Here is a 24,858-nt window from a genome sequence, read left to right as displayed (position 1 = left end):
GCCAGCCGCGGCGCGCCCCGCCTCCCTCCGCACCAACGCCTGGACCAGGGCAAACCCACAACACACCGGGGGTATATACGCGAGGTATACCCGCGGTGTAGTCTGCTGGCATGAGCGTGCCACTGACACTCCTCGGCCTCCTCGAACGGGAGCCCAGCCACGGATACGACCTGAAGCGCGACTACGACGCCTTCTTCGGCCGGGGCAAGCCACTGCCGTTCGGCCAGGTCTACTCCACCCTCAGCCGCCTGGCCCGCGACGGCAAGGTGGTGATCAGCGACGTCGCCCCCGGCTCCGGCCCCGACCGCAAGCGCTACATCATCACCGATTTCGGCGCGACCGAGGTCGAGCAGTGGCTGACCCAGCCGGTCGACCCCGAGCCACACCTGCAGACGGTGCTCTTCGCCAAGGTCGTGCTCGCGCTGATGCTCGACCGACCGGCCGCCGACTACCTCGACACCCAGCGCAGCGCACACCTGCATCGGATGCGCGAGCTGACCGAGATCAAGCGCGCCGGCAGTCTGGTCGACGCGCTGCTCGCCGACCACGGCCTCTACCACCTGGAGGCGGATCTCCGGTGGATCGAGATGACCGGCGCCCGACTGGACGCCCTGCGCAAGGAGGTGCGGCGATGACCGTCGTGATCGAAGCACGTGACGTGACGTTCTCCTTCGGCCAGACAACCGCCCTGCGCGGTGCCAGCGTCGCCGTGCAGGCGGGCGAGATCCTCGCCGTCATGGGCCCCAGCGGCTCGGGCAAGTCCACCCTGCTGCACTGCCTGGCCGGCATCCTGGTGCCCGGCTCCGGCGAGATCCTCTTCGCCGGGGCGCGGGTCGACACCATGGCCGAGACCCAGCGCAGCAGCCTGCGCCGCGACCGCTTCGGCTTCGTGTTCCAGTTCGGTCAACTCGTCCCCGAGCTGACCGCCGTGGAGAACGTCGCCCTGCCGCTGCTGCTCAGCGGCGTACACCGCAAGCAGGCACTCCCCAGAGCGCGAGCCTGGTTCGCGCGCCTCGGCCTGGACGGCCTGGAGCAGCGGCGCTCGGGCGAGCTCTCCGGCGGGCAGGCGCAACGTGTCGCCCTCGCCCGGGGCCTGGTCGCCGAGCCGCAGGTGCTCTTCGCCGACGAGCCGACCGGCGCACTCGACTCACTCACCGGTGAGCAGGTGATGGACCTGCTGGTCGGCGCCGCCCGCGAGCAGGGCACCACTGTCATCCTGGTCACCCACGAGCCGAGGATCGCGGCGTACGCCGACCGTGAGGTCATGGTCCGCGACGGGCGCGTGAACGCGCCGGACCGGATCGCCTCATGATCCGCTTCGGGCTCCGCCTCGCCGTGGCCGGCGGCCGGGAGGCGCTGACCCGCCTGCTCGTCATCGCCGCCGCCGTCGCGATCGGCAGCGGACTGCTGCTGACCACCCTCGCCGGGGTCAACGCGGTCAACGCTCAGCTCACCCGGTACGCGTCGATGTATCCCAACGCCTCGACCGGCGACGCCGACCCGCTGTGGTGGTCGACCCGGCACGACTACTTCCACGGCAAGCAGATCATCCGGATCGACGTCGCCGCGACCGGTCCGAGCGCGCCCACCCCGGTCGGTGTCCCGATCACCCCGGGTCCCGGCGAGTACTACGCCTCACCCGCGTTTCGCGACCTGCTGGCCGCCCAGCCGGCCGACCAACTGGGCGACCGCTACCCGGGGCGCGACCTCGGCACCGTTGGTCCGGCCGCGCTGACCTCGCCGGACACCCTGCTCGTCATCGCGGGCGGCACCCCCGACCAGGTCGCCAAGCTACCCACTGCGAAGCAGGTCACCAGCGTCGGCGACACCCCCGCTCTCCCCGAGACCACGGTGAACCTCATCCTGGGCGTCATCGCCGGCGGGTTGCTGTTCCCGGTGCTGATCTTCATCGGCACCGCCACCCGCCTCAGTGCCGCCCGCCGGGAGCAGCGTTTCGCCGCGATGCGCCTGGTCGGCGCGACACCCCGGCAGATCGCGATGGTCGCCGCGGTGGAGGCGACCGCCGCCGCCATCGCCGGCACCGCCGTCGGCTTCGGGCTGTTCTACGCCTTCCGCGACCCGCTCGCGAGCATCCCGTTCACCGGCATGCCGTTCTACCCCAACGACATGTCCCTGGGCGTACTGAACGTCCTGCTCGTGGCGCTCGGCGTCCCGGCCGGCGCGGCGGTGGCGGCCCAGGTCTCGCTGCGCCGCGTACGAATCTCGCCGCTGGGCGTCACCCGGCGGGTCACCCCCCGCGCGCCGCGCGCGTACCGGCTGATCCCGGCCCTGCTCGGTCTCGCCGTGCTGTTCTTCGCCATCGGCTTCAAACCGGAAACGTCCGACGGCCAGACCGCGATCTTCCTGCCCGCCCTGCTGCTCATCATGGCCGGCCTGGTCTTCGCCGGCCCGTGGTTGACGATGGTCGGGGCCCGGATCCTGGCCCGCTACGCCAACCGCCCGGCCACGCTCATCGCCGCGCGGCGCCTCGCCGACAACCCGAAGGCCGGCTTCCGGGCGATCAGCGGCATCATGCTCGCGCTCTTCGTGACCAGCGTGGCCGTCGGCGTGATCACCACGATCGTCGCCAACCGGGGTCCGGCGCCGATCGGCTCGATCGAGGCGGGACAGGTGTCTCTCTACCTTCCCGATGATGCGCCGGCGGCACCTGACACGCTCTTCACCGGGCTTCGCTCGATCAACGGCGTGCGGTCCGCGACCGCGGTGCGCGAGAACCCGGACAGGATGAACGCCAGCGAACCCGGCCTGATCGCGTGCACCGACATCCCGAGCGCGTACGGCCGGTGCGCCGAGGGTGCCACCGTCGCCGAGGTCGCGACGGGCCTCATCCCCTTCCGGGAGTCGGCGTCGTCCGCCAGAGTCTGGCCCGCCGCGTCGGTCCCACTCGGCGATCTACACCAGCTCCCGGTGATGTCGATCGTCGTCGACACGGACGGTTCCGCGGCCGCCATCGAGCGCACCCGCACGGTGCTGGAGATCGCCTTCCCGACCTTCTGGACGGGGCCGAATGTGCCCGGCGACTTCGAGTCGGACTTCGCGAACACGCTGCGCGGCTGGGAACAACTGGCAAACGTCGTCATCATCGCCAGTCTCGCGCTCGGCGGGTGCAGCCTCGCGGTCAGCGTCATCGGCGGTCTCACCGAACGCCGACGCCCGTTCAGCCTGCTGCGCCTCAGCGGCGCGCCGGTACGGGTCCTGCGCCGGGTGGTGGCGCTGGAGAGCGCGGTGCCCATGCTCGCCGTCGCCGCCGTCGCCATCGGCATGGGCCTGCTCGCCGCCCACCTGTTCCTGCGGGCGCAGATGGACTACAGGCTGATCGCGCCGGAGCCACGCTTCTACGTGATCGTCGTCGTCGGGTTGGCCACCTGCCTCGGCGTCATCGCCTCCACCCTGCCGCTGTTGGAACGCATCACCGGTCCGGAGACCGCCCGCAGCGAGTAGTCGTCAGGCCCTCTGCCCGGTGGTGGTGAGAGCGACCACCGGGCCGAGGACGAAGACAGCGGGCGGGCCCACACTCTCCCGGGCGGCGACCGCGCCGATCTCGTCCAGCCGGGCGGGCAGCGACCGCTGGCCGGGCTGCCCGGCGTCCTGCACGGCGAGCACCGGGGTCTCCGGGGCCCGGCCGTGCTCGATCAACACTGACGCGATCTTGGCGATGGTGTCGACGGCCATCAGCAGCACGACGGTGCCCCGGGCGCGGGCCAGCGCCGCCCAGTCGACAAGCGAGTCGGGGTGCCCGGGCGGCAGGTGTCCGGACACGACTGTGACGTCGTGCGCCACGCCCCGGTGCGTCACCGGCACGCCGGCGAGGGCCGGCGCGGCGATCGCGCTGCTCACCCCGGGGACCACCGTCACCGGCACACCGGCCGCCACGCAGGCCTGCACCTCCTCGTGGCCACGTCCGAAGACGTACGGGTCGCCGCCCTTGAGCCGGACCACCCGGCGACCGGCGCGGGCGTGCGACACCAGGGCCTCGTTGATCGCCTCCTGGGCCATCGACGGGCCACGGGGCACCTTCGCGGCGTCGATGACCAGCACGTCGGGGCGCAGCCCGGCGAGCAACCCCGTAGGGGCCAGCCGGTCGGCCACCACGACGTCCGCCGCGTCGAGCAGCGCCCTTCCGCGTACCGTGATCAGGTCGTCGGGCCCCGGCCCGCCGCCGACCACCGCGACCGAGCCGTGGTCGTGCCCGTGGTGGCCGTGCCCGTGCTGGTGGTGCCCGTGGTGGTGGCCGACCGGGTCGTCGGGGTGGTCGTGCGGGCGTTGCGGGCGGCCCACCTTGTCGGCGAAGCCGGGCATCAACACCCGGTACGCGCAGGTGTCGCAGTTCATCCGGATGTCCCCGGCCAGCGCCTCGGCGTAGCGCTCCCGCACCAGGTCGGCGAGGGCGTCGCAGTCGCCGATCACCTCGGCGACGCGGACGTCGAGGTCGGGGTGGGCGGCGGCGAACTCCGCCGACTGGGCGACGATGCGGTCGGGCAACACGCCGGCGAACAGGAAGTACGGTGCCACGACGATCCGCCGCGCGCCGAGGCGGCGCAACCGCTCCAGCACCGCCGGCACCGACGGTTGCGCCAGGGAGACGAACCCCGGCTCCACGCCCGCGTAGCCGCGCCCCTCCCAGAGCAGCCGGGCCACCTTGGCCACCTCGGCGTTGGCGTCCGGGTCGGTGGACCCCCGGCCGATCAACGCGACCCACGTGCCGGCCCGATCGGCACCCGCCAGCGCCGTGCCGGCCCGATCGGCACTCGCCAACACCGCGTCGATGCGCTGTTCGAGGGCGTCGTGCAGCAGCGGGTGTGGGCCGAGCGGGCGACCGTAGCGGTAGGTCAGCCCGGGGTGCCGCTGCTGTTCGCGACCCATCGCGGCGGGGATGTCGCCCTTGCCGTGCCCGGCGGCGGTCAACACCAGCGGCAACGCCACCAGCGCCCGGTGCCCCCGCGCGACGAGCGCGCCGACCGCGTCGGTCAGCGGCGGGTGGGACAACTCGATGAAGCCGCCCTCGACGTCGCCGATGTCACCGCGACGACGGACCCGCTCGACCAGTGCGGCGAACTGGTCGACCCCGGCCGCGCTGCGCGTACCGTGCCCGACGATGACCAACCCGGTCATGACTTCTCCTCGATGTAGAGCAGGGCGTTGAGGGCGGCGGCGGCGACCGCCGACCCGCCCTTCTCCCCCACGTTGGACACGGCGGGCAGACCGCTGGCCCGCAGCGTCGCCTTCGACTCGGCGGCTCCGACGAAGCCGACCGGCAGGCCGACGACGAGCGCCGGAGCGGCGTCCAGGGTGAGCAGTTCGACGAGTGCGGTGGGTGCGCAGCCGACCACCCAGACCGCGCCCGGCCCGACCCGGTCGAGGGCGATCCGCACGGCCGCCGCCGAGCGGGTGATCCCGGCCGCGCGGCCCAGCTCGGCGGCGGCCGGCTCGGCGACCGGGCAGACCAACTCCAGGCCCGCCCGGGTGATGCCGGCAGCGACCATCGCCACGTCGGTCACCACCGGTGCCCCGGCGCGCAGCGCCGCCAGCCCCGACTCCAGCGCCGCCTCGTCGCAGACCAACTCGTCGACGTACGCGAGGTCGGCGCTGGCGTGCACCACCCGCTCGGTCACCGCGCGGCTCAGCGGCGGCAGGTGCGACAGGTCGACCCGCTCCCGCAGGATGCGGTACGACTCGACCTCGATCGGGTGCACCATCCGGCTCATCGGGCTCCTTCGCGAGGGTCGGGGTCGAGCACGCGGATCGCGTCGACCGGGCAGATCTCCAGGCACTCCAGGCAGCCGGTGCACCGGTCGGCGCGGACCGTCAGGCCGCCGGCGACCGGCTGGATCGCGTGCGTGGGGCAGGTGAGCAGGCAGGCGCCACAGCCCTGGCAGGCGTCGATCGTCACGATCGCCATCGGTACCCCCGGGGCGTGACCATCCGACCGGCGACCACCCTCGTGTCGCTGTTGCCGACCACCACGACGCTGTACATGTCGACCACGGCCGGGTCGAGGGTGGCCAGGGTCGCCAGGTGCAGCCGCTCGCCGGGGCGGCTGGCGTTGCGCACCACACCGACCGGGGTGTCCGGTGGGCGGTGGCCGGCGAGGATGCCGAGCGCCTTGCCGAGCTGCCAGTCCCGGGCCCGGCTGCGCGGGTTGTAGAACAGCGTCACGAAGTCACCCTCGGCCGCCGCGGTCACCCGCCGCTCGATGACCTCCCACGGGGTGTGCAGGTCGGACAGGCTGACATAGGCGTGGTCGTGGCCGAGGGGGGCACCGAGCAGCGCCCCGGCGGCCAGTGCGGCGGTCACCCCGGGCACGCCGATGACGTCGATGCGTTCGTCGGCGTACTCCAGGGCGGGGCTGGCCATCGCGTACACCCCGGCGTCGCCGGAGCCGATCAGCGCGACCGCGCGGCCGGCGACGGCCTCGGCGACGGCGGCGCGGGCCCGTGCCTCCTCCGCGCCGAGCCCGCTGGACAGCACCCGCGTGCCCGGGCGGAGCACGTCGCGGACCTGGTCGAGGTACTGGTCCAGGCCGACCACCACGGCGGCGCGCCGCAGCTCGGCCACCGCGCGGGGGGTGCGCAGGTCGGCGGCGCCCGGTCCGAGCCCGACGACGGCCAGCCGGCCGCGTGGCGCGTGCCGGGCCACCGCGACGGTGGCCATCGCCGTCGCGGTCTTGCCCACCAACAGCGTGGCGTCGTCCGGACGGCCGGCCGGGCCGAGCAGGGCCGCGGCCTCCGCCACGCTCGGCGTGCCGACCGCGGCACGGACCACCTCGCTGGGGTGCGGCACGTCGACCGCCGCCAGCCGCGTCGCCGGCCAGGTCACCAGGGGTACGCCGAGCGCGTCGGCGGTGCTCCGGATGCCCGCCTCGTCGGCTTTCACGTCGGCGCTGGCCAGGCAGCGCAGGCTCGCGGCGCTCAGGCCTGCCTCGGCCAGCACCCGGTGCAGCAGCTCCGCCACCTCGGCGGCGGGTACGCCCCGGCTCGCGCCCACGCCCGCGACCAGTGACGGCGGCCGGAGCACGGCGGTCCGCCCGTCGAGCGGCACCACCCGGTCGGTGACCAACAGTCGGTAGCCGGCGTCGACACCGCCGGCGTCGTCGACGGCGGTCCCGTCGACGGCCGCGGCCCCGTCGACGGCGGCGATCCCGTTGTCGCCGCCGGCGGCGTTGTCGGCGGCCTCGTTGTCGGCGGCGGTCCGACAGGGTGCGGCGGCGGGTTGGGGCCGGACGTTCGGGGGCAGGGCGGGCAACGGCCAGTGGGCGTCGGCGACCAACTGGACCGGCTCGCCGTCCAGGATGGCCCGGGACACCGCGGCGACCGCGCCCTGGACCGGCCAGCCGAGGGTGTCCAGACCCGGTAACCCGACCGCGTCGGTGGCGGTGGTGATCACCGGTCGGGCGTCCAGCAGCGCGGCGACCCGCTCGGCGAGGTCGTTGCCGCCGCCGGCGTGCCCGCCGAGCAGCGCCACGGCGTGCCGGGCGGCCTCGTCGACGACCACCACGGCCGGGTCGCCGTGCTTGTCGGCGAGCAGCGGCGCGAGGATCCGCACCACCGCGCCGGTGGCCAGGAACGCGACCAGCGCGTCACTGTCCACCCAGGCGGTCCGCAGCGCGTCGGCGACGCTCTCCCCCTCGACCAGGCGGGCGTGCGGCCAGGCGGCGGCGACGGTGTGCGCGTGCCGTCGGCCGGCGGCCGTGGCCGCCACCAGACCGATGCGAGCGGGCGGGTTCTGGTCGGTCACGGGCGCTCCCCGGTGAGGACGACCACCGGGTTGGTGGCCGCGAGGCGGATCGACCCGCCGGGCAGGTCGGCGAGGCGGGCGGCGGAGAGCTGACAGCCCTGCACCGTGTAGCCGGCGGCGCGCAGCAGGCCAACGGCCGGTGCGACCCGGTCCAGGGCGGCCAGGGTGAGCACCACCCGCTCGGGCTGGCGGGCCACCACGGCGGCGAGCACGTCGACACCGCCACCGCCGACGAAGACCGCGTCCGGATCGGGCAGGCCGGCCAGCGCCTGCGGTGCCCGCCCGGTGACGAGCCGGACGTCCACCGCGTGCGCTGTCGCGTTGGCCCGGATGGTCGCGCCGGCTCCAGGGTCCTGTTCGACGGCGAGTACGGCAGCGCCGAGCAGGGCGCACTCGATACCGACCGAACCGCTGCCCGCTCCGACGTCCCACACCAGCCGACCCAGTCGGGGGCGCAGTCGGGCGACGACCAGGGCGCGCACCTCCGACTTGGTGATCATGGAGTCGCGGTGGGCGTACCGGCTCTCCGGCAGCGCCCACCCGCCGGCCGGCGCGGCGGCCGGCTGGTTGTCGGCACGCATCCCACCGGGCGCGAACAGCTCGCGCGCCGAGCCGGCCGGGCCGGGCGCCGAGCCGCCGGGATCGGCGGCCGGGCCGCCCGGGGCAGCCTCGTCGGGGTCGGCGGCCGAGCCGGCGGGGGCGAGGGCGGGCGCGGGGTCGGGTGTGGCGAGGCTGAGCAGAACGTGGGGGTCGGACCAGGTCTCGGTGGCGGCCTGCTCGGGGGTCACCGTGCGGATCCGTTCCGCGGTGGCGCCCAGGTGCTCGGCGACGAGCAGGCGGCGGGACCAGCCGATCAGGCCCGCACCCAGCTCGGCGGCACCGGCGCCGGGTGCGGTGAGCACCGCGACAAGCGGCAGCGCCCGGCAGGCGTTCAGGGCCGGTCGCGGGTCGCGCCCGTGCGCGGTGACCACGACGGCGCCGTCCCAGGGCAGCCCGGCGCGGGCGAACGCGGCGGCCACACTGGACACCGCCGGCACCACCCGCAGCGGCAGCCCGGCCGCGCGCAGCCGTCGGACGATGCCGAACAGGCCGGGGTCCCCGCTGGCCAGCACCACGGCCGGCACCCCGGCGGCGACGGCCTCGGTCAGCCGCCCGACGGCCGGGGCGAGCGGCCCGAGGGCGACGGTGTCGACGCCGACCGGCACGGGCACCGCGGCCAGGTGCCGGGCGGCCCCGACGACCAGCCCGGCGGCGGCCAGCACCGGCGCGAGGGCGGGGTGCGGTGGCGCCCCGGCCGCGTCCAGCCCGACCACGGTCACCAGCGCCTCCGGGCCGGCCGCGGTCGGCAGCGCGTCCGGTGCCGCCAGGTTCGCCAGCGCGTCCGGTGCCGCCAGGTTCGCCAGCGGATCCGGGGACGTGCGGCTCATCGGGGCCACCGCCCCGACGAGGCGACGACGTGCGCTCCGGCGAAGTCGACCATCGCCACGTCCACGGTGACCGTCGGCCCGGCGAAGCGTCGCAGCACCTGGCGGACCCGTTGGCAGAGCAGGTCACCGGCCGGGCCGAGCAGCCCGGCGGCCTCCCACAGCTCGTACGCGTGCCGGCCGGTGTTCGCCTCGGTCACCGCGGCGACAAGCGCCGGGTCGCCACCGGCCTCGGCGGTCACCGCGCCGAGCAGGGACAGGTCCACCTTGGAGCGGGTGTAGTGGGTCATCAGGATGCCCGCCGCGAGTTTGGCGAGCTTGCCGGCCATGCCGACGAAGACCACCCCGGTCATCTCGTCACCGACGGCGGCGGTGACGGCGGCCCCGGTGAAGTCGCCGACCTCGACGAAGCACACCTCGGGCAGGTCGGGCAGGAGCGCGCGGGCGGCCCGCTCGGTACGCCCGCCGGTGCACAGCACCACGGTCGGCTCACCCTGGGCGGCCATCACGTGCACGGCCTGCACGACGCTGGCCCGCCAGGAGGCGGTGGAGAACGGGCGGACGATCCCGGTGGTGCCGAGAATCGAGATGCCGCCGAGGATGCCCAGTCGGCGGTTGGTGGTCTTGCGGGCCATGATCTCGCCCCGGGGCACGCTGATCACCACCCGTACGCCGACCTCGGTGAGGTCGACCACCTCGGCCACCGCCTCGCCGATCATCCGGCGGGGGGTGTCGTTGATCGCCGGGCCGCCGACCGCGAGCCCGAGGCCGGGTTTGGTGACCGTGCCGACGCCCGCGCCGCCGGCGAGCCGCAGGCCGGGGACGTCGGTCCAGTCCACTGTCGCGGTCAGCTCGGCTCCGTGGGTGACGTCCGGGTCGTCGCCGGCGTCCTTGACGACGACCGCCTCGGCCCGCACCGGCGGGGTGCCGGTCAGCTCGCAGCGTTCGACCGGGAAGCGCACCCGCCGACCGGCGGGCAGACCGATCTCCACGTCCGGCTGGATCTCCCCGGTGACCAGGGCGGTGAGCGCCGCCTTGGCCGCCGCCGTCGCGCAGGCGCCGGTGGTCCAGCCGGTGCGCAGCGCGGTGGGCCGGACCTTCGCGGTACGCGGCAGGTCCGGCTCGCGCAGCGGCGGCTCGGCGTACGTCACGGTGTGTGCCCCGGTGTGGCTGTCCCCCCGGTGCGGGCGCCGGACTGGCGGCGCAGCTCGGCGCGGGCGGCCGGCTCGGCACGGCGGAAGGTGTGGAAGTGCCCCGGGTGGTACAGGTGTGAGCGGGTGCCCTCGGCGGCCAGTGCCGGCCCGACCAGGAAGAGGGTGTGCTTCCACAGCTTGTGCTGTTTGACCGTCGCCTCCAGGGTGCCGACCGTGCAGCGCACCACCAGCTCGTCCGGCCAGGTCGCCTGGTACGCCACCACGGCCGGGGTGTCCTGCGGGTAGCCGCCGGCCAGCAACTCGGCCTGCACCTGCCCGGAGCGGGCGGCGGAGAGGAACAGCGCCATCGTGGTGCCGTGCCGGGCGAAGTCGCGGACCCGCTCACCGGGCGGCATCGGGGTCTTGCCGCCTTCGAGGCGGGTGAGGATCACCGACTGGGCCACCTCGGGCACGGTCAGCTCCCGCCCGACGATCGCCGCGACGGCGGTGAACGAGGAGACCCCGGGCACGATCTCGACGGCCAGGCCGAGCGCCCGGCACAGGTCCAGTTGCTCCTGCACGGCGCCCCACAGCGCCGGGTCGCCGGAGTGGATCCGCGCCACGGTCAGCCCCTGCTCGGCGGCGCGCTGATAGAGCGGCAGCACACCCTCGATGGGCAGCTGCGACGAGTCGACGATCTCCGCGCCCGCACGGGCGTGGCCGAGCACGTCGGCGTGCACCAGGCTGGCCGCCCAGATCACGATGTCCGCCTCGGCGATGGCCCGGGCGGCCCGCAGGGTCAGCAGGTCCGCCGCACCGGGGCCGGCGCCGACGAACCACACCTTGCCGTCGCTTGTCACAGTTTTCCTCCTCGGTGCTCGCGGCGGGCCGGGACCAGCAGCGTCGACAGGTACGGCAGGTCGTGCGCGGTGTCGTCGACCGGCCCGATCCGTTCGCCGGGCAGGCCCAGGTTGCGCCCGAGCACGGCGTCGGCGAGGCGGCCCTGCCGGCGCAGCTCGGCGAGCAACTCCGGGTGCCGCCGCCAGCCCTTGTAGGCGACCACGGTGCCCGGCCCGGCGAGGGCGTCGGCGAACAACGCCAGGCCGGCGGTGGCCGGCAGCAGGGTCAGCGGTTCGCGTCCCTCGCAGAGCGGGGTGCCGCTGCGCGCGGCCAGTTCCTGCATGGCGGTGATGCCGGGCACTGTCGCCACCCGCACCGCCGGGTACAACGCGCGCACGCTCTGCGCCAGGTAGCCGAAGGTGGAGTAGACGTTCGGGTCACCGATGGTGGCGAACGCCAGCGACCGTGCGCCCGCGTCGATCGCGTCGACCACCACCCGGGCCGCGTCGTCCCAGGCCGCCGCCCGGCGGGCGGTCACCCCACCCCGGTCGTCCAGGGCGAACGGCAGCCGGCGCAGCCGGTCCGCCGCGACGTGGGACCGTACCGTCGCCTCGGCCCGCCCGGCGTCCGCACCCGCCGGCGTCGGCGCGGCGGTCGCGGTGGGCTCGGCCCGGTCCGCCATCACGGGTACGAAGACCAGGTCGGCCTCGCGCAGCACCCGCACCGCCTTGACGGTGAGCAGTTCCGGGTCACCGGGGCCGACCCCGACCCCGGTCAGCGTGGCGTCGGCCGATCCGCCGGCCCGACTGTCGTCGGCGCTCACCGGCACGCCTCGACCAGGCGGCGGGCCGCGTCGGGGTGACCGGCCCAGTGGGTGTGCAGGTAGGAGGCGTGCACCCGGCCGGCGACGAAGCCGTGCGCGGTGTCGTCCCAGCGCCACGCCGGCCGGTCACCGTGCCCCGGGTCGGTGGTGGTGCGGTGGAACTCGTGGCCGCGTACGCCCTCGCCGACCCGGGCCACCGGGGAGTCGGCGGCGGCCACCGCCTCGCGGTAGCCGAGGGTGAGCCGGCCGGTCATCCGGGCGGTCAGGTCCAGCCGGCCGCACATCGGCACGCCGTCCAGGGACCGCCCGAGGTAGAGCAACCCGGCGCACTCGGCCACGATCGGCCCGTCGAAGTCGGCCAGCTCGGCGCGCAGCGTGGAGTTGTCGGCCAGCGCCTGGGCGTACGCCTCGGGGAACCCGCCGCCGATGACCACCGCGCGGGTGCCGGCGGGCAGCGCCGGATCGCGCAGCGGGTCGACCGTGACCACGTCCGCGCCGGCGGCGGTGAGCAGTTCGGCGGTCTCCGCGTACGAGAAGGTGAAGGCCGGACCACCGGCGAGGGCGACCCGTGGCCGCTCGACGCCGGCCGGCCCGCCGACGGCGGCGACCGGGTCCCACGCCGGTGCGGTCAGCGGCGGGGCGGTGCGGGCCAGGTCCACCACGGCGTCGAGGTCCACGGTGGCCTCGACCAGCTCGGCGAGGGCGGTGACGATCGCCAGGGACTCGGGTGCCCGTTCGGCGACCGGCACCAACCCGAGGTGCCGGGCCGGCGCGGCCACCTCGGCGGCGCGGGTGACGGCACCGAGCACCGGTACGCCCACCTCGGCGAGGGCGTCGCGCAGCAGCGTCTCGTGCCGGGGTGAACCGACCCGGTTGAGGATCACCCCGCCGATGCGTACCGCCGGGTCGAACGCGGCCATGCCGAGCGTGAGCGCGGCGGCGGATCGGCCCTGTGCGGTGGTGTCCAGCACCAGCAGCACGGGTGCCTCGATCAGCCGGGCGACGTGTGCGGTGGAGGCGTAGTCGCGGCGGCCCACCGCCCCGTCGTGCAGGCCCATGACGCCCTCCACCACGGCGATGTCGGCGGGCGTCGGGACGCTCGCGCCGTGCCGCAGCAGCGCGGCGATCCGGTCGGCCCCGACCAGGAACGGGTCGAGGTTGCGGCCGGGCCGGCCGGCGGCGAGCGCGTGGTAGCCGGGGTCGATGTAGTCCGGCCCGACCTTGTGCGGGCTGACCGTTAGGCCGCGCCGACGCAGCGCGGCGAGCAGCCCGGTGGCCACCGTGGTCTTGCCGTGCCCGCTGGCCGGCGCGGCGACCACCAGCCGGGGCAGCGCCGTGTGACCGCTCACCACTCGATGCCCTTCTGGCCCTTCTGGCCGGCGTCCATCGGGTGCTTGACCTTGGTCAGCTCGGCCACCAGGTCGGCGGCGGCGACCAGGCGCGGGTCGGCGTCCCGGCCGGTGATCACCACGTGTTGGAAACCGGGCCGGTCAGCCAGGGTGGCCACCACCTCGTCGACGTCCACCCAGCCCCACTTCATCGGGTAGGTGAACTCGTCCAGCACGTACAGCCCGTACCGCTCGGCGGCCAGGTCACGCTGGATCTGCCGCCAGCCTTCCAGGGCGTCGGCGGCGTGGTCGGCCTCGCCGCCGCGCTGGATCCAGGACCAGCCCTCGCCCATCTTGTGCCAGGCCACCGGTGCGCCCTGGCCGGTGCGCTCGTGCACCTCGCCGAGCGCCCGGAAGGCGTTCTCCTCCCCCACCCGCCACTTGGCGCTCTTGACGAACTGGAACACGCCCACCGGCAGGCCGGCCGTCCACGCCCGCAACGCCAACCCGAAGGCGGCCGTCGACTTGCCCTTCATCTGTCCGGTGTGAACGATCACCAGTGGCCGGTGCCGCCGCTGCCGGGTGGTCAACCCGTCAAGAGGCACGGAACTCGGCTGTCCCTGCGGCATCAGCAATCTCCCCTGGCTGGCGTGATGGTGGTGCCGGTCGAGATCTTGGAAGGAATCCGCCCTTCCAGGGGCCATTTCCTTCCAAGATCTCCTCGGGTCTGGGCCACGTCGTTCAGTTCGTGGCGGGGGGCTTGCAGCTGGGTTGCCAGGCGATTGGCCAGGTTGAGGCGGACCGGGCCGGACTCGCAGTCGACGACCACGCAGGGGGCGCCGGTTGCCGCCAGGGCCGCTGCCGCTGCTGCCGCGCGGTCGAGCGGACGTTGACCCGCGGTGGCTCTGCCGTCGGTGACGATGAGGACCAGGGGGCGGCGCTTCGGGTCGCGCAGGCGCTCCACCCGCAGCAGATCGGCGGCGGCGAGCAGGCCCTCGGCCAACGGCGTACGCCCACCGGTGGGCAACTCGGCCAACCGGGTCGAGGCGGCCAGCACCGACGACGTCGCCGGCAGCAGAGTCCGGGCGCCGGCACCCCGGAACGCGATCACCGCGACCTTGTCCCGTCGCTGGTACGCGTCGGTGAGCAGGGCGAGCACCGCGTCCTTCACGGCGGTCATCCGCTGCCGGGCGCCCATCGAGCCGCTGGCGTCCACCACGAACAACACCAGGTTGCCCTCACGACCCTCCCGGACCGCCTCGCGCACGTCGTCCGGGCGCAACCGCAGCGGGCCGGTCAACCGCCCCCGAGCGGCCTGGTGCGGCGCGGCGGCACGGACCGTCGCCGGCAGGTGCAACGCCCCGACCCGGCCCGTCGGCACCCGCGCCCCGGTGGTACGCCCCCGCCCGGTGCGGGCCCGCGAACGCCGGCCCGGCACCCCGTCACCCACGCCGGGCGCGGTGAGCACCCGCGCCCGCAACCCACCCCGGGGTACGGCCACCGACTGAGACCTCCCGCCGCTCCGGGTCGGATCGTCGTCACCGACCGCCGATTCCCGGCCACCGCGCGGGCGCGAGTTCTGGCCGTCGTCGCCCCGGTCGCCCGCCTGGCGCTGCGGCCACCCGTCGTCGTCGCCCCGCTGACGCTGCGGCCACCCGTCGTCGCCCCGGTCGCCCGTCTGGTGCTGTGGCCAACCGTCGGCACCGTCCGGGCCGTCGGTGCGCCCGTCCGGGCCACTGCCGTCCCGCGCCGCCAAGTGCCCGGCCGACCCGGGTCCACCCTGGTCGCCGCCGTCACCGCCCTGCGCGCCGCCACCACTCGGGCCGCCCCCGTTCGAGCCGCCCCCGTCCGGGCCATCGGTGCGCCCGGCCGGGCCACTGCCGCCACCACCCTGCGGACCGCCCCCGTTCGGGCCGCCGCCACCGTTCGGGCCGCCGCCACCGGCCGGGCCGCCACCGTTCGGGCCGTTCGGGCCACGGTCCTCGGGGCCGTTGTCGTCCGGGTCGTCGGGGTGGGCGTCCTGGGCCCGTTGCAACGCCTCGTCGAGGCGCTTCTCGTCCAGCCCGGGGGTGTCGAACGGGTCGCGGCGGCGGCGGTGCGGCAGAGCCAGCCGGGCGGCCACCCGGACGTCGTCGATGGTGACCCGGTCCCGGCCGTGCCAGGCGGCGTGGGCCAGGGCGGTACGGGCCGTGACGATGTCGGCGCGCATCCCGTCCACGTCGAACGCCGCGCACACCTCGGCGATCTGCCGCAGCGCGGCGTCCGGCAGGCGTACCCCGGGAAGCCGGCGGCGGGCGGCGGCCACCTGGGCGGCGATCTCCGCGTCGGCGTCGGCCCAGCGGGCGGCGAACCCGGCCGGGTCGGCGTCGGCGGCCAGCCGGCGGCGGACCACCTCGACCCGGACCTGCGGGTCCCGGCTGGCACCCACCTCCACGGTGAGCCCGAACCGGTCGAGCAGCTGCGGGCGCAGCTCCCCCTCCTCGGGGTTCATGGTGCCGACCAGCAGGAACCGGGCGGCGTGGCTGACCGACACGCCTTCGCGCTCGACGTGGCTGCGGCCCATCGCCGCCGCGTCCAGCAGCAGGTCCACGAGGTGGTCGTGCAGCAGGTTGACCTCGTCGACGTAGAGGACGCCCCGGTGGGCGGCGGCGAGCAGGCCCGGCTCGAAGGCGCGTACCCCCTCGCCGAGGGCCTTCTCCAAATCCAGCGAGCCGACCACCCGGTCCTCGGCGGCACCGACCGGCAGCTCGACGAGCCGGGCGGGACGGGTCTCGGCGGCGGCGTCGGCGGGGTGTGGGCCGTCCGGGCAGGCCGGGTCGGGCTCGGCCGGGTCACAGCCGAAGCGGCAGCCGGCGACGCGGCGCACCGGTGGCAGGAGTGCGGCGAGTGCCCGCACGGCGGTGGACTTGGCGGTGCCCTTCTCACCCCGGACCAGCACACCGCCGATCGCCGGGGACACCGCGTTGAGCAACAGCGCCAACCGCATGTCGGCCATGCCGAGCACCGCACTGAAGGGATAGGTGACGCTCACTGGGCCTTCTTTCGTTCGCGACTGCGGGGCTCGCAAAACCGGCTCACTCCTCGCGCTCACACCCGGTCCTCCAGGTCGCCCTCGCTGGCCAGGTACGTGTCGCGCAGCCGGTCCAGGGTGGCCGGCTCGGGTTTGGCCCACAGCCCCCGGTCGGCGGCCTCCAACAGGCGCTCGGTGATGCCGCGCAGCGCCCACGGGTTGGACTTCTCCAGGAACTCGCGGGTGGTGTCGTCGAAGAGGTACGCGGCGGCCAGGTGCTCGTACATCCAGTCGTCGACCACACCGGCGGTGGCGTCGTAGCCGAACAGGTAGTCCACGGTGGCGGCCAGCTCGAACGCGCCCTTGTAGCCGTGCCGGCGCATCGCGGCGATCCACTTCGGGTTGACCACCCGGGCCCGGAACACCCGCCGGGTCTCCTCGCCCAGCGTGCGGGTGCGCACGTCGTGCGGCATCGCCGAGTCACCCACGTACGCCTGCGGTGACGTGCCGGTGAGGTGGCGGACCATCGCCACCATCCCGCCGTGGTACTGGAAGTAGTCGTCGGAGTCGACGATGTCGTGCTCGCGGGTGTCCTGGTTCTTCACCGCCACCGCGATCCGGGCGAACGAGCGTTCCATGTCGGCGCGCGCCTCCCGCCCGTCCAGGCCCCGGCCGTAGGCGTAGCCGCCCCACACCGCGTACACCTCGGCCAGGTCGGCGTCGCTGCGCCAGGTCCGGGCGTCGATCAGCGGCAGCAGACCGGCGCCGTACGCCCCGGGCTTGGAGCCGAAGATCCGGGCGGTGGCCCGCCGCTCGTCGCCGTGCTCGGCGAGGTCTGCCGCGACGTGCGCCCGCAGGTAGTTCTCCGCCTCCGGCTCGTCCAGGGCGGCGACCTGCCGCACGGCGTCGTCGAGCAGCGCCACCACGTGCGGGAACGCGTCGCGGAAGAACCCGGAGATGCGCACCGTCACGTCCACGCGGGGTCGGCCCAGCTCGGCGGTCGGCACCACCTCGATGCCGGTGACCCGCCGGGACCGTTCGTCCCACACCGGCCGGCAGCCGAGCAGCGCGAGCACCTCGGCGATGTCGTCGCCCTGGGTGCGCATCGCGCTGGTGCCCCACACGGTCAAACCCACCGAGCGGGGGTACGCCCCGGTGTCGGCGAGGTGCCGGGCCAGCAGCGAGTCGGCGAGGGCCACCCCGACGTCCCAGGCGTTGCGGCTGGGAATGGCCTTCGGGTCGACGGAGTAGAAGTTGCGCCCGGTGGGCAGCACGTTGACCAGGCCCCGGGTGGGTGAGCCGGACGGGCCGGGCGGCACGAACCGGCCGTCGAGCGCGCCGAGGGTGTTGGTCAGCTCGTCGGTGGTCCGGCCGAGCCGGGGCACCAGCTCGGTGGCGGCGAAGTGCAGCACGGCGGCGACGTCCGGGATCGGCTGCCCGGTCACCTCGGTCACCACCGCGTCGACCGCGTCCACGGCCCAGCCCAGGGTCTCCATGCCGAGGACCAACCGTCGGGCCAGGGCCTCGATCAGGTCGATGGCGTCGGCGGCGGTGCCGGCCGGCCCGTCCACCACGTCGGTCAGCGCGGTGGGCAGCGCCAGTCGGTCGCCAGGTGCCGCGAGCAGCGCCTGCTCGTCGAGGGAGTACGCGACGGCGAGCGCCTGCCGCAGACCGGGCAGGGCGTGGGCGCCTCCCCAGATCTGCGGTGCGCGCAGCACCGCGAGGACCAGGTTGACCCGGGGCTCACCGGTGGGCGCGTCGGCGAGGATGTGCAGCCCGTCGCGGATCTGCACGTCCTTTACCTCGCACAGGTACCCGTCGAGGTGCAGCACGAACTCGTCGAAGTCGTCCGCGTCGGGCATCGCCTCGGCGTGCAGGTCGTGGTGCAGTTCGGCGGCGCGTACGAGGTCCCAGATCTGCGCCCGCACGGTGGGCACCTTCGCCGGGTCGAGGGCCTGCACGGTGGCGTACTCGTCGAGCAGTTGCTCCAGTTTGGCCAGGTCGCCGTAGGTCTCGGCGCGGGCCATCGGCGGCACCAGGTGGTCGATGACCACGGCGTGCGCCCGCCGCTTGGCCTGGGTGCCCTCGCCGGGGTCGTTGACGATGAACGGGTAGACCAGCGGCAGGTCGGTGAGGACCGCGTCGGGCGCGCAGTCGGCGGCCAGGCCGAGGCCCTTGCCGGGCAGCCACTCCAGGGTGCCGTGCTTGCCCAGGTGCACCACGGCGTCCGCGCCGAAGCCGCCGTCCGCGCTCGGTGCGGCCAACCAGCGGTACGCGGCCAGGTAGTGGTGGCTCGGCGGGAGGTCCGGGTCGTGGTAGATGGCGATCGGGTTCTCGCCGAAGCCGCGCGGCGGTTGGATCAGCAGCACCACGTTGCCGAAGCGCAGCCCGGCGAGGACGATGTCCCCGCTCTCGGTGTACAGCTCGCCGGGCGGCTCACCCCAGTGCTCCCGCATCCGTTCGCGCAGCTCGGCCGGGATCTGGTCGAACCACCGCCGGTACGTCTGCCCCGGTATCCGGGCCTCGGCGGCGGCCAGTTGTTCCGGGGTGAGCCACTCCACGTCGTGGCCTCCGGCGGCGATCAGCGCGTGGATCAGCGCGTCTCCGTCGTCGGGCACCGGGGCGTCGCCCAGGTGGTAGCCGGCGGCGGCGAGCGCGGCGAGCAGCCGGACCGCCGAGACCGGGGTGTCCAGCCCGACGGCGTTGCCGACCCGGGAGTGCTTGGTGGGGTACGAGCTGAGCACCACGGCGATCCGCTTGTCGGCGTTGGGCACGTAGCGCAGCCGGGCGTGGCGTACCGCGATCCCGGCGACCCGGGCGGCCCGCTCGGGGTCGGCGGCGTAGACGGACAGGCCGTCGGCGTCGATCTGCTTGAACGAGAACGGCACGGTGACGATCCGACCGTCGAACTCGGGGATGGCCACCTGCATCGCCGCGTCCAACGGGGACAGCCCGGCGTCGCTGGCCTCCCACTGCGCCCGGGTGCTGGTCAGGCAGAGCGCCTGGATGACCGGCACGTCCAGGGCGGCCAGCGCGCCGACGTCCCAGGCGTCCTCGTCGCCACCTCCGGAGGCGTCCGCGGCGACCGCACCGCCGGCGGCGAGCACGGTGACCAGCAGCGCGTCGCAGCGGGCGAACAGCCCGAGCGGGCCGGCGCCGGTGGTGAGCCCGCGCAGCGAGCCGCAGAAGATCGGCAGCGGGTTGCCGCCGGCCTTGTGGACCGCGTCCGCGAGCACGTCGACGAACCCGGTGTTGCCGGCGAGGGCGTGCGCCCGGTAGAAGACGATCCCCACGGTGGGCCGGTCCGGGTCGGTCGGGTGTTCGCCGTGCACGCCGTACGCCGGGGTGGGGGTGGGCGGGGCGAACCCCTCGCCGGTGAGCAGCACCGTGTCGGAGAGGAACCGGGCCAGTTGCGCCAGGTTGTCCGGCCCGCCCTCGACCAGGTACGCCAACGCCTGGGTGACGACCCCGGACGGCACTGTGGAGATGGCCATCAGCTCCGCGTCGGGCAGCGCCTCGCCACCGAGCACGACAGTCGGCACCCCGGTGCCGAGCACCTCGGCGAGGCCGTCCGGCCACGCCTGTCGACCGCCGAGCAGGCGTACGACGACGAGGGCGACCCCGTCGAGCAGGGCGGGCACCTCGTCGGCGGCGACCCGCGCGGGGTTGGCGAGCCGGTAGTCGGCGCCGCTGGCGCGGGCGGCCAGCAGGTCGGTGTCGGCGGTGGAGAGCAGCAGGATGCGCACGGCGGGCTCCGGAGAGTGACGCCCTGGCCGCTGCGGAGGCGACCTGGACGAAGCGGGTGGGTGCGGCGTCAGCCGGTACGACGGCGCTGCCGGACTCGTCGACGCGGGCGTCGGAGCCGGTCAGCGGCGGGCGCTCGGCTCAGCGGTACCGGAAGCCAGCGGCCTGGCGCGCGTCGAGGCAACCGGCGCCAGACGTGCGGGCGCGGCCGGTTCCGGATGCGGTGTGTCGCCCGCGATGCGGATCATGACGATGCTCGTCGATGAATGAGACGCCGTGCGTCATCGGGTCCTCCTCGGGTGTCCACGCCCTGGGGTACGTCCCGACGGCCGAAGTATCCTGGCTTCCGGATCGACGCTCTCCCCCGGCCTTCCAACCGCAGACACACGGCCGTGACTCACGAGGGGGGATCGCTCCCCGGTGACAGTGGCGGGACCGCGTCGGAATCGCACCGACTTCCTTCACTGCCGTCAGGCCGCGAATGCTGCCACACCGCCGCGCCGCCGGTCAACGCCGGTCCGGCCCCGCCAGGCGGGCGGCACTCATCGAGCTTCGGCGATTGGCGCGAGCGCGACTCCGCACGGCGCAGTGCCCCAGATCAATGCCGACGTCCTTTGCTCTGCATACCTATCTGCACCGGTGACGCTCCGTGTCTGGTGCAGATAGGTATGCAGAGCAAAGGATGGCCGAGGGACTCTGACCTGCGCCGATCATCCGGCCGCGCGGTGCCGGTCGACATCCTCACCTAGGATCGGCGGCCACTGGCCCAACGTCCGCGATCAATCTCGGGGGTCGATCACCATCGTCGCCATGCGATTCCACCACCTCGCCGGTCGGGTCTGGCTCTGTCCGGGCGATCCCGACCCGGACGCGGTCCAGGCCGGCGTCGCCGTCGTCGCCGACGAGCGCGGCAGTGTGATGATCGACGCTGGGCAGAGCCCCGCGCACGCCCGGGAGATCCAGGCCGCGCTGACCGCCGCCGGCCTGCCGCAGCCACGCTGGCTCGTCTACACCCACCACCACTGGGACCACGTCTGGGGCGCCTGCGCCTGGCCCGACCTGGAGATCGTCGGGCACGAGTCGGCCGTACCGTTGCTGCGCGCCGAGGCCGCCCGCCCGTGGAGTCACCACTATCTGCGCGAGCAGGTACGGGCCGATCCACGCCTCGGCCCGAGCTTCCGGGCCCGGGCGCTCGCGGTGGACTCCTGGGAGGGGTTCGCCGTCCTGCCGCCGCGCCGGACCTTCGCCGACGTGGCCGAGGTGCCGGTCGGGGTTCGGCTGCGTCACGTCGGTGGCGGCCACGCGCCGGACTCGACGGTGGTGCTGGTGCCGGACTCGGGCGTCATGCTGCTGGGCGACTGCTTCTACCCGCCGCCGGCACACCTGCGCCGCCCGGAAGACGGCCTCGACTTGGCCCTGGTCCGGCGACTGCTCGACGACACCTACCACTGGTACGTCTCCAGCCACGCCGAGCCGATGACACGTGAGCAGGCCCGCGCGGCCGTCGGCGCCGGCTGAGCGGTCGAGCCTCAGCGGGCGTGGCGCTCCGGGTGGGCCCGGTTCCACACCCGCATCCGTTCCGGGTAGCCGGTGCGGCCCGCCTCGTACAGCGGCACCGCGTGCTTGCGGGCGATGGACCCGGCCGCGCGTGGTGTGCCGGTACGGCGACGGATCCACTCGCCGTCGTGGGCGATCGCCACCACCGTGGTGTCCGTCGCGGTGGTCTCCGGCTCCAGGTAGAACTCCACCCCGCGCCGACTCGTGACGAACGCCTCCAGGGCGGCGAGATCGTCCCGGGTCGCCTCCCGGTCCAGCTTCGTCGGGGTCGCCTCGGCACCCCGTGACCGGCGACTGAACCAGCTCATGCCAACCCCTTCCCTCGACGCCCTCCAGTGCAGCACCGATTCCTGGCAATACGCTGCACGCCCGATGGGAGACAGCTGATCCGACGAGGGCTGGAACCCGCGGCGGGTGGGCGGTGTCATGAGTGTGATCCGAACGGAGGTTCCCCTGGACGACGACGCGCTCGTCACCCGCGCCCGCTCCGGTGACCTGGAGGCGTACGACCTCCTGGTCGCCCGGCACACCGCGTCCGCCTACCGGACGGCGGTGCTGCTCGGCGCGGGCTCGGACTCCGAGGACGTCATCCAGGAGGCGTTTGTGAAGGCGTACCGCAAGCTGTCCCGTTATCGGGGCGAGTCGTCCTTCCGGTCGTGGCTGCTCGCGATCGTCGCCAACGAGACCCGCAACCTGCACCGCTCCCGGGGCCGACGCGACGGACTCGTCCTGCGGGCGGCGGCGGCGGACCCGATGTCGGAGATCACCGAGGATGGGGCGGTCGACGCGGTCCTCGCCGGGGAGCGCCGCGCCGCGCTGGTGCGGGCCCTGCGTCAACTGCCGGTACGGGACCGCGAGGTGATCGTCTGCCGGTTCTTCCTCGATCTCAGCGAGGAGGAGACGGTGGCGGCGCTGGGCTGGCCCCGGGGCACGGTGAAGTCGCGCACCTCCCGGGCGCTGGCGAAGCTTCGCGGCCTGCTCGATCGGGAGGAGGTCCGGCATGGGTGACCTCGAACGGGAGCTGCGTGAGCTGTCCGCCTGGCTGGACACGCCCGAGCCGCCCGACGTGCGCGCCCCCGTCCGCGTACGGCTGCACCGGCCCGTGCGCCGGTGGCGCCCGCTCGCCGCAGCGGCGCTCGCCGCCCTGATCGTGGCGGTGTTGCCGCCGACCCGGGCCGCCGTCGCCGACGCCGTCACGGGGCTGCTGCGCTTCGCCGGCGTCAGCATCGCCACCTCGCCCCCGTCGACGCTGCCCAGCGGTGCTGCCTCGCCGTTGCCGGGGCAGCGCCCCGCCGGCCTGGACGAGGCACAGCGGGCGGTACGGTTCCCGATCCGACTGCCGGCGAAGCTGGGGCCGCCCGAGCGGGTGCTGGTCGCCGACCCCGACCCCACGGGCACCTGCCGGGTGGCGACGTTGCTCTACGACGGCGGCGCGCTGCGCGTGGACGCGTTCGACGGTCGCCTCAACCTGTCCTTCCACAAGGAGGTCACCCCGCCGGGAGCGGAGTGGGTCCAGGTCAACGGCGACTTCGCCGTGTGGGTCGACGGCCCGCACGTGCTGTCGTACGTGGACCGGGCGGGGAATGTCCGCCAGGAGAGCGCCCGGCTGGCCGCCTCGACCCTGATCTGGCAGGACGCCGACGTGAGCTACCGGATCGAGGGCGCCCTCACCCAGGCCGAGGCGATCGAGATCGCCCGCTCGCTGCGGTAGATCATTGATGCCTGACGGTGCGATCGTCTGGTGTTCACCAGGTGTGACCGGCCAGAGGGCTGGCCGTCAGCGTGCCAGTGCGGCGGCCAACCGGCGGATCACTTCGGACTCCCCCGCGTCGACAACGTCGTCGGCTGGCGCGTGCTCGGTGATAGCGGCGCCGACGATGTCGTCGATGTGCGTGACCAGGTCGATCAAGTGCTGCGGCTGTACGCCGTTCGGCTCCGGATAGCAGGTCGAACCGAAGACCGTTGGCTCCAACACGTCGAGGTCGATGTGCACATAGACGGGGCCCCGGAGATCGTCGAGTGCCCGGTCCAGGTCGTCTACGCCGTGCCTACGCAGGCCGGTCTTCGCCAGAAAGGCGTGCTCGGATGGGACATTCGCCCGCTCCCCGGCGATTATCACCTGCTGTGGTGTGAGCGGCTGATCCGGTGTGAGCCCGGCCGGCCCATCGCCGAGCAGTGCGCGCACCACCATCCCGTGAAAGGCGCCCGACGGTAGGGTCTGCGGGCTGTACACATCCGGATGTGCGTCGATCCAGAGCACCCGCAAGGCGTCACCGTAACGGGCGCGGGCCGCGGCGATGGGCGCGATGTCGACCGAGCAGTCGCCGCCCACCGTAATCACCTGGTCATCGATCCCGGCCAGGGTTTTCTGCGTCAGCCGCTGATTCTGCACGAGTACGTCTAGCGCTCGAATCCCGGCGATCTTCTCCCCACTGGTCTCGAGTACCGGAACGGTGACCACCTCGGCGGCCGGAACGAGTGTGGCAGCACGACGGGCACCGACCATCAACTGTGACGCCTTGGGGGATGCGGAGCCTTGCCATTGTGGAACGCAGAGCACTGTCGTCATCCGGCGACACTACGAGACGTTGACCGCGGAGAACCAGATCACTTTCTCGGTATCGCGGAGCGTGCCTCGGAACCTGGTGGGCGCGACCGGTGTCATGACAATGCGACGAGCCGTCGAGGCGTACCGGAAGGGGCGAGATGGATTCACGGGGCGGGTTGCTGCTGGCAGCGTCTGTGGTTCTGCTGGCGGGGTGTACGACCACGGCCAGCGGCGGGTCGGCCGCGCCGAGCGCCACCACGGCGAGCACCACGAGCGCCGCGAGCGCGAGCGCCGCGACGGGCTGCCACTCGCCGGTCGAGACGACGTCGCTGCCCGACTGGGCGGACGCCGGGTTCCACGGGGGCAGCCAGGTCCCGCACGTCTTCGGCAAGACCGGTGACATCGTGGCGGTGCTGTTCGCTCATCCACTGCGCCAGGTCCGCGAGGACGGGTCCAACAACAAGATCCTGTGGGTGGCCCGCGCCGCCACGACCTCGCCCAACCCGACCGCACCGGCGACGCTGGTGATCACCGCGACGCTGGACGGCACCGACACCACTGTGACCCGGGAGGTCGCCGGCGGTCCGGGGCCGTCGATCATCGACATGCCGCAGGCCGGATGCTGGCATCTCGACCTGCGCTGGTCCGGGCACACCGACACGATGGACCTGGTCTACGCCCCGTGACCGCGCGCCC

Annotated in this window: 21 protein-coding genes and 1 riboswitch; of the genes, 7 read left to right on the top strand and 14 right to left on the bottom strand. The window is 74.3% G+C overall.

Features of this window, described 5'->3' with window-relative positions:
- Window positions 1–110: 110 nt before the first annotated feature.
- The 3 genes from AB0B14_RS12705 to AB0B14_RS12695 are packed head-to-tail and all read left to right on the top strand — an operon-like array spanning window position 111 to window position 3,462.
- Window positions 111–635 carry a PadR family transcriptional regulator gene (locus AB0B14_RS12705; RefSeq protein WP_357079720.1) on the top strand — a complete coding sequence of 175 codons (525 nt, stop codon included), beginning with the start codon at window positions 111–113 and terminating at the stop codon, window positions 633–635.
- Window positions 632–1,312 (top strand): ABC transporter ATP-binding protein, encoded by a 681-nt coding sequence (locus tag AB0B14_RS12700; RefSeq protein WP_357079717.1) that lies wholly within the window; start codon window positions 632–634, stop codon window positions 1,310–1,312. The genes AB0B14_RS12705 and AB0B14_RS12700 overlap by 4 nt, the downstream gene beginning before the upstream one ends.
- Window positions 1,309–3,462 carry an FtsX-like permease family protein gene (locus AB0B14_RS12695; protein ID WP_357522494.1) on the top strand — a complete coding sequence of 718 codons (2,154 nt, stop codon included), beginning with the start codon at window positions 1,309–1,311 and terminating at the stop codon, window positions 3,460–3,462. The genes AB0B14_RS12700 and AB0B14_RS12695 overlap by 4 nt, the downstream gene beginning before the upstream one ends.
- Window positions 3,463–3,465: 3 nt before the next feature.
- Here AB0B14_RS12695 and cobA read toward each other — a convergent pair whose 3' ends face one another.
- From cobA to cobN, 12 genes are read right to left on the bottom strand one after another with little or no spacing between them, the layout of a single operon-like run.
- The gene (gene cobA, locus AB0B14_RS12690; protein WP_357522493.1) at window positions 3,466–5,133 is read right to left on the bottom strand and encodes a uroporphyrinogen-III C-methyltransferase; all 1,668 of its coding nucleotides are present in this window, start codon (window positions 5,131–5,133) and stop codon (window positions 3,466–3,468) included.
- Window positions 5,130–5,726 (bottom strand): precorrin-8X methylmutase, encoded by a 597-nt coding sequence (locus AB0B14_RS12685; RefSeq protein ID WP_357522492.1) that lies wholly within the window; start codon window positions 5,724–5,726, stop codon window positions 5,130–5,132. The genes cobA and AB0B14_RS12685 overlap by 4 nt, the downstream gene beginning before the upstream one ends.
- The gene (locus AB0B14_RS12680) at window positions 5,723–5,920 is read right to left on the bottom strand and encodes a 4Fe-4S binding protein (protein ID WP_357522491.1); all 198 of its coding nucleotides are present in this window, start codon (window positions 5,918–5,920) and stop codon (window positions 5,723–5,725) included. Before AB0B14_RS12680 ends, AB0B14_RS12685 begins: the two co-directional genes overlap by 4 nt.
- Entirely contained in the window at window positions 5,908–7,755 is a 1,848-nt protein-coding gene (cobJ, locus tag AB0B14_RS12675) for a precorrin-3B C(17)-methyltransferase (protein ID WP_357522490.1), read from the bottom strand. The genes AB0B14_RS12680 and cobJ overlap by 13 nt, the downstream gene beginning before the upstream one ends.
- Window positions 7,752–9,182, bottom strand: coding sequence for a precorrin-6y C5,15-methyltransferase (decarboxylating) subunit CbiE (cbiE, locus tag AB0B14_RS12670; RefSeq protein WP_357522489.1), 1,431 nt, complete (start codon window positions 9,180–9,182; stop codon window positions 7,752–7,754). Before cbiE ends, cobJ begins: the two co-directional genes overlap by 4 nt.
- The gene (locus AB0B14_RS12665; RefSeq protein ID WP_357522488.1) at window positions 9,179–10,330 is read right to left on the bottom strand and encodes a cobalt-precorrin-5B (C(1))-methyltransferase; all 1,152 of its coding nucleotides are present in this window, start codon (window positions 10,328–10,330) and stop codon (window positions 9,179–9,181) included. Before AB0B14_RS12665 ends, cbiE begins: the two co-directional genes overlap by 4 nt.
- Window positions 10,327–11,172, bottom strand: a complete 846-nt coding sequence (cobM, locus tag AB0B14_RS12660) for a precorrin-4 C(11)-methyltransferase (RefSeq protein ID WP_357079693.1) — start codon at window positions 11,170–11,172, stop codon at window positions 10,327–10,329. The genes AB0B14_RS12665 and cobM overlap by 4 nt, the downstream gene beginning before the upstream one ends.
- Entirely contained in the window at window positions 11,169–11,975 is an 807-nt protein-coding gene (gene cobI / locus AB0B14_RS12655) for a precorrin-2 C(20)-methyltransferase (RefSeq protein WP_357079690.1), read from the bottom strand. The genes cobM and cobI overlap by 4 nt, the downstream gene beginning before the upstream one ends.
- Complete coding sequence (locus AB0B14_RS12650) at window positions 11,972–13,327, bottom strand: cobyrinate a,c-diamide synthase (protein ID WP_357079687.1); 1,356 nt, start codon at window positions 13,325–13,327, stop codon at window positions 11,972–11,974. Before AB0B14_RS12650 ends, cobI begins: the two co-directional genes overlap by 4 nt.
- Window positions 13,321–13,932 (bottom strand): cob(I)yrinic acid a,c-diamide adenosyltransferase, encoded by a 612-nt coding sequence (gene cobO, locus AB0B14_RS12645; RefSeq protein WP_357079684.1) that lies wholly within the window; start codon window positions 13,930–13,932, stop codon window positions 13,321–13,323. The genes AB0B14_RS12650 and cobO overlap by 7 nt, the downstream gene beginning before the upstream one ends.
- Window positions 13,932–16,394, bottom strand: a complete 2,463-nt coding sequence (locus AB0B14_RS12640) for a VWA domain-containing protein (RefSeq protein ID WP_357522487.1) — start codon at window positions 16,392–16,394, stop codon at window positions 13,932–13,934. The genes cobO and AB0B14_RS12640 overlap by 1 nt, the downstream gene beginning before the upstream one ends.
- On the bottom strand, window positions 16,391–20,059 hold the full coding sequence (gene cobN / locus AB0B14_RS12635; protein ID WP_357522486.1) for a cobaltochelatase subunit CobN: 3,669 nt from the start codon (window positions 20,057–20,059) through the stop codon (window positions 16,391–16,393). Before cobN ends, AB0B14_RS12640 begins: the two co-directional genes overlap by 4 nt.
- Before the next feature lie 330 nt (window positions 20,060–20,389).
- A riboswitch (cobalamin riboswitch) is annotated at window positions 20,390–20,519 on the bottom strand.
- Window positions 20,520–20,867: 348 nt separating this feature from the next.
- Here cobN and AB0B14_RS12630 point away from each other — a divergent pair.
- Window positions 20,868–21,575, top strand: coding sequence for an MBL fold metallo-hydrolase (locus AB0B14_RS12630; RefSeq protein WP_357522485.1), 708 nt, complete (start codon window positions 20,868–20,870; stop codon window positions 21,573–21,575).
- 11 nt (window positions 21,576–21,586) lie between these two features.
- Here the strand turns inward: AB0B14_RS12630 and AB0B14_RS12625 are convergent, their stop codons facing one another.
- Window positions 21,587–21,922 carry a hypothetical protein gene (locus tag AB0B14_RS12625; protein WP_357081086.1) on the bottom strand — a complete coding sequence of 112 codons (336 nt, stop codon included), beginning with the start codon at window positions 21,920–21,922 and terminating at the stop codon, window positions 21,587–21,589.
- A 118-nt stretch (window positions 21,923–22,040) separates the two neighbouring features.
- Here AB0B14_RS12625 and AB0B14_RS12620 point away from each other — a divergent pair, with 118 nt between their 5' ends.
- On the top strand, window positions 22,041–22,622 hold the full coding sequence (locus AB0B14_RS12620; RefSeq protein ID WP_357522484.1) for an RNA polymerase sigma factor: 582 nt from the start codon (window positions 22,041–22,043) through the stop codon (window positions 22,620–22,622).
- On the top strand, window positions 22,615–23,325 hold the full coding sequence (locus AB0B14_RS12615) for a hypothetical protein (RefSeq protein ID WP_357522483.1): 711 nt from the start codon (window positions 22,615–22,617) through the stop codon (window positions 23,323–23,325). The genes AB0B14_RS12620 and AB0B14_RS12615 overlap by 8 nt, the downstream gene beginning before the upstream one ends.
- 66 nt (window positions 23,326–23,391) lie before the next feature.
- Here AB0B14_RS12615 and AB0B14_RS12610 read toward each other — a convergent pair whose 3' ends face one another.
- On the bottom strand, window positions 23,392–24,183 hold the full coding sequence (locus tag AB0B14_RS12610; RefSeq protein ID WP_357522482.1) for an arginase family protein: 792 nt from the start codon (window positions 24,181–24,183) through the stop codon (window positions 23,392–23,394).
- 137 nt (window positions 24,184–24,320) lie between these two features.
- Between AB0B14_RS12610 and AB0B14_RS12605 the strand changes: the two genes are divergently transcribed.
- A complete protein-coding gene (locus AB0B14_RS12605; protein ID WP_357522481.1) occupies window positions 24,321–24,848 on the top strand; it encodes a hypothetical protein in 528 nt (175 codons plus the stop codon).
- The last annotated feature ends 10 nt before the right edge of the window (window positions 24,849–24,858 follow it).

Origin of the sequence: Micromonospora sp. NPDC049171, assembly GCF_040648275.1 — a bacterium.
GTDB lineage: Bacteria > Actinomycetota > Actinomycetes > Mycobacteriales > Micromonosporaceae > Micromonospora.
The sequence above is the reverse complement of the archived record's forward strand: the minus strand, read 5'-3'. Positions and strand labels throughout refer to the sequence as shown.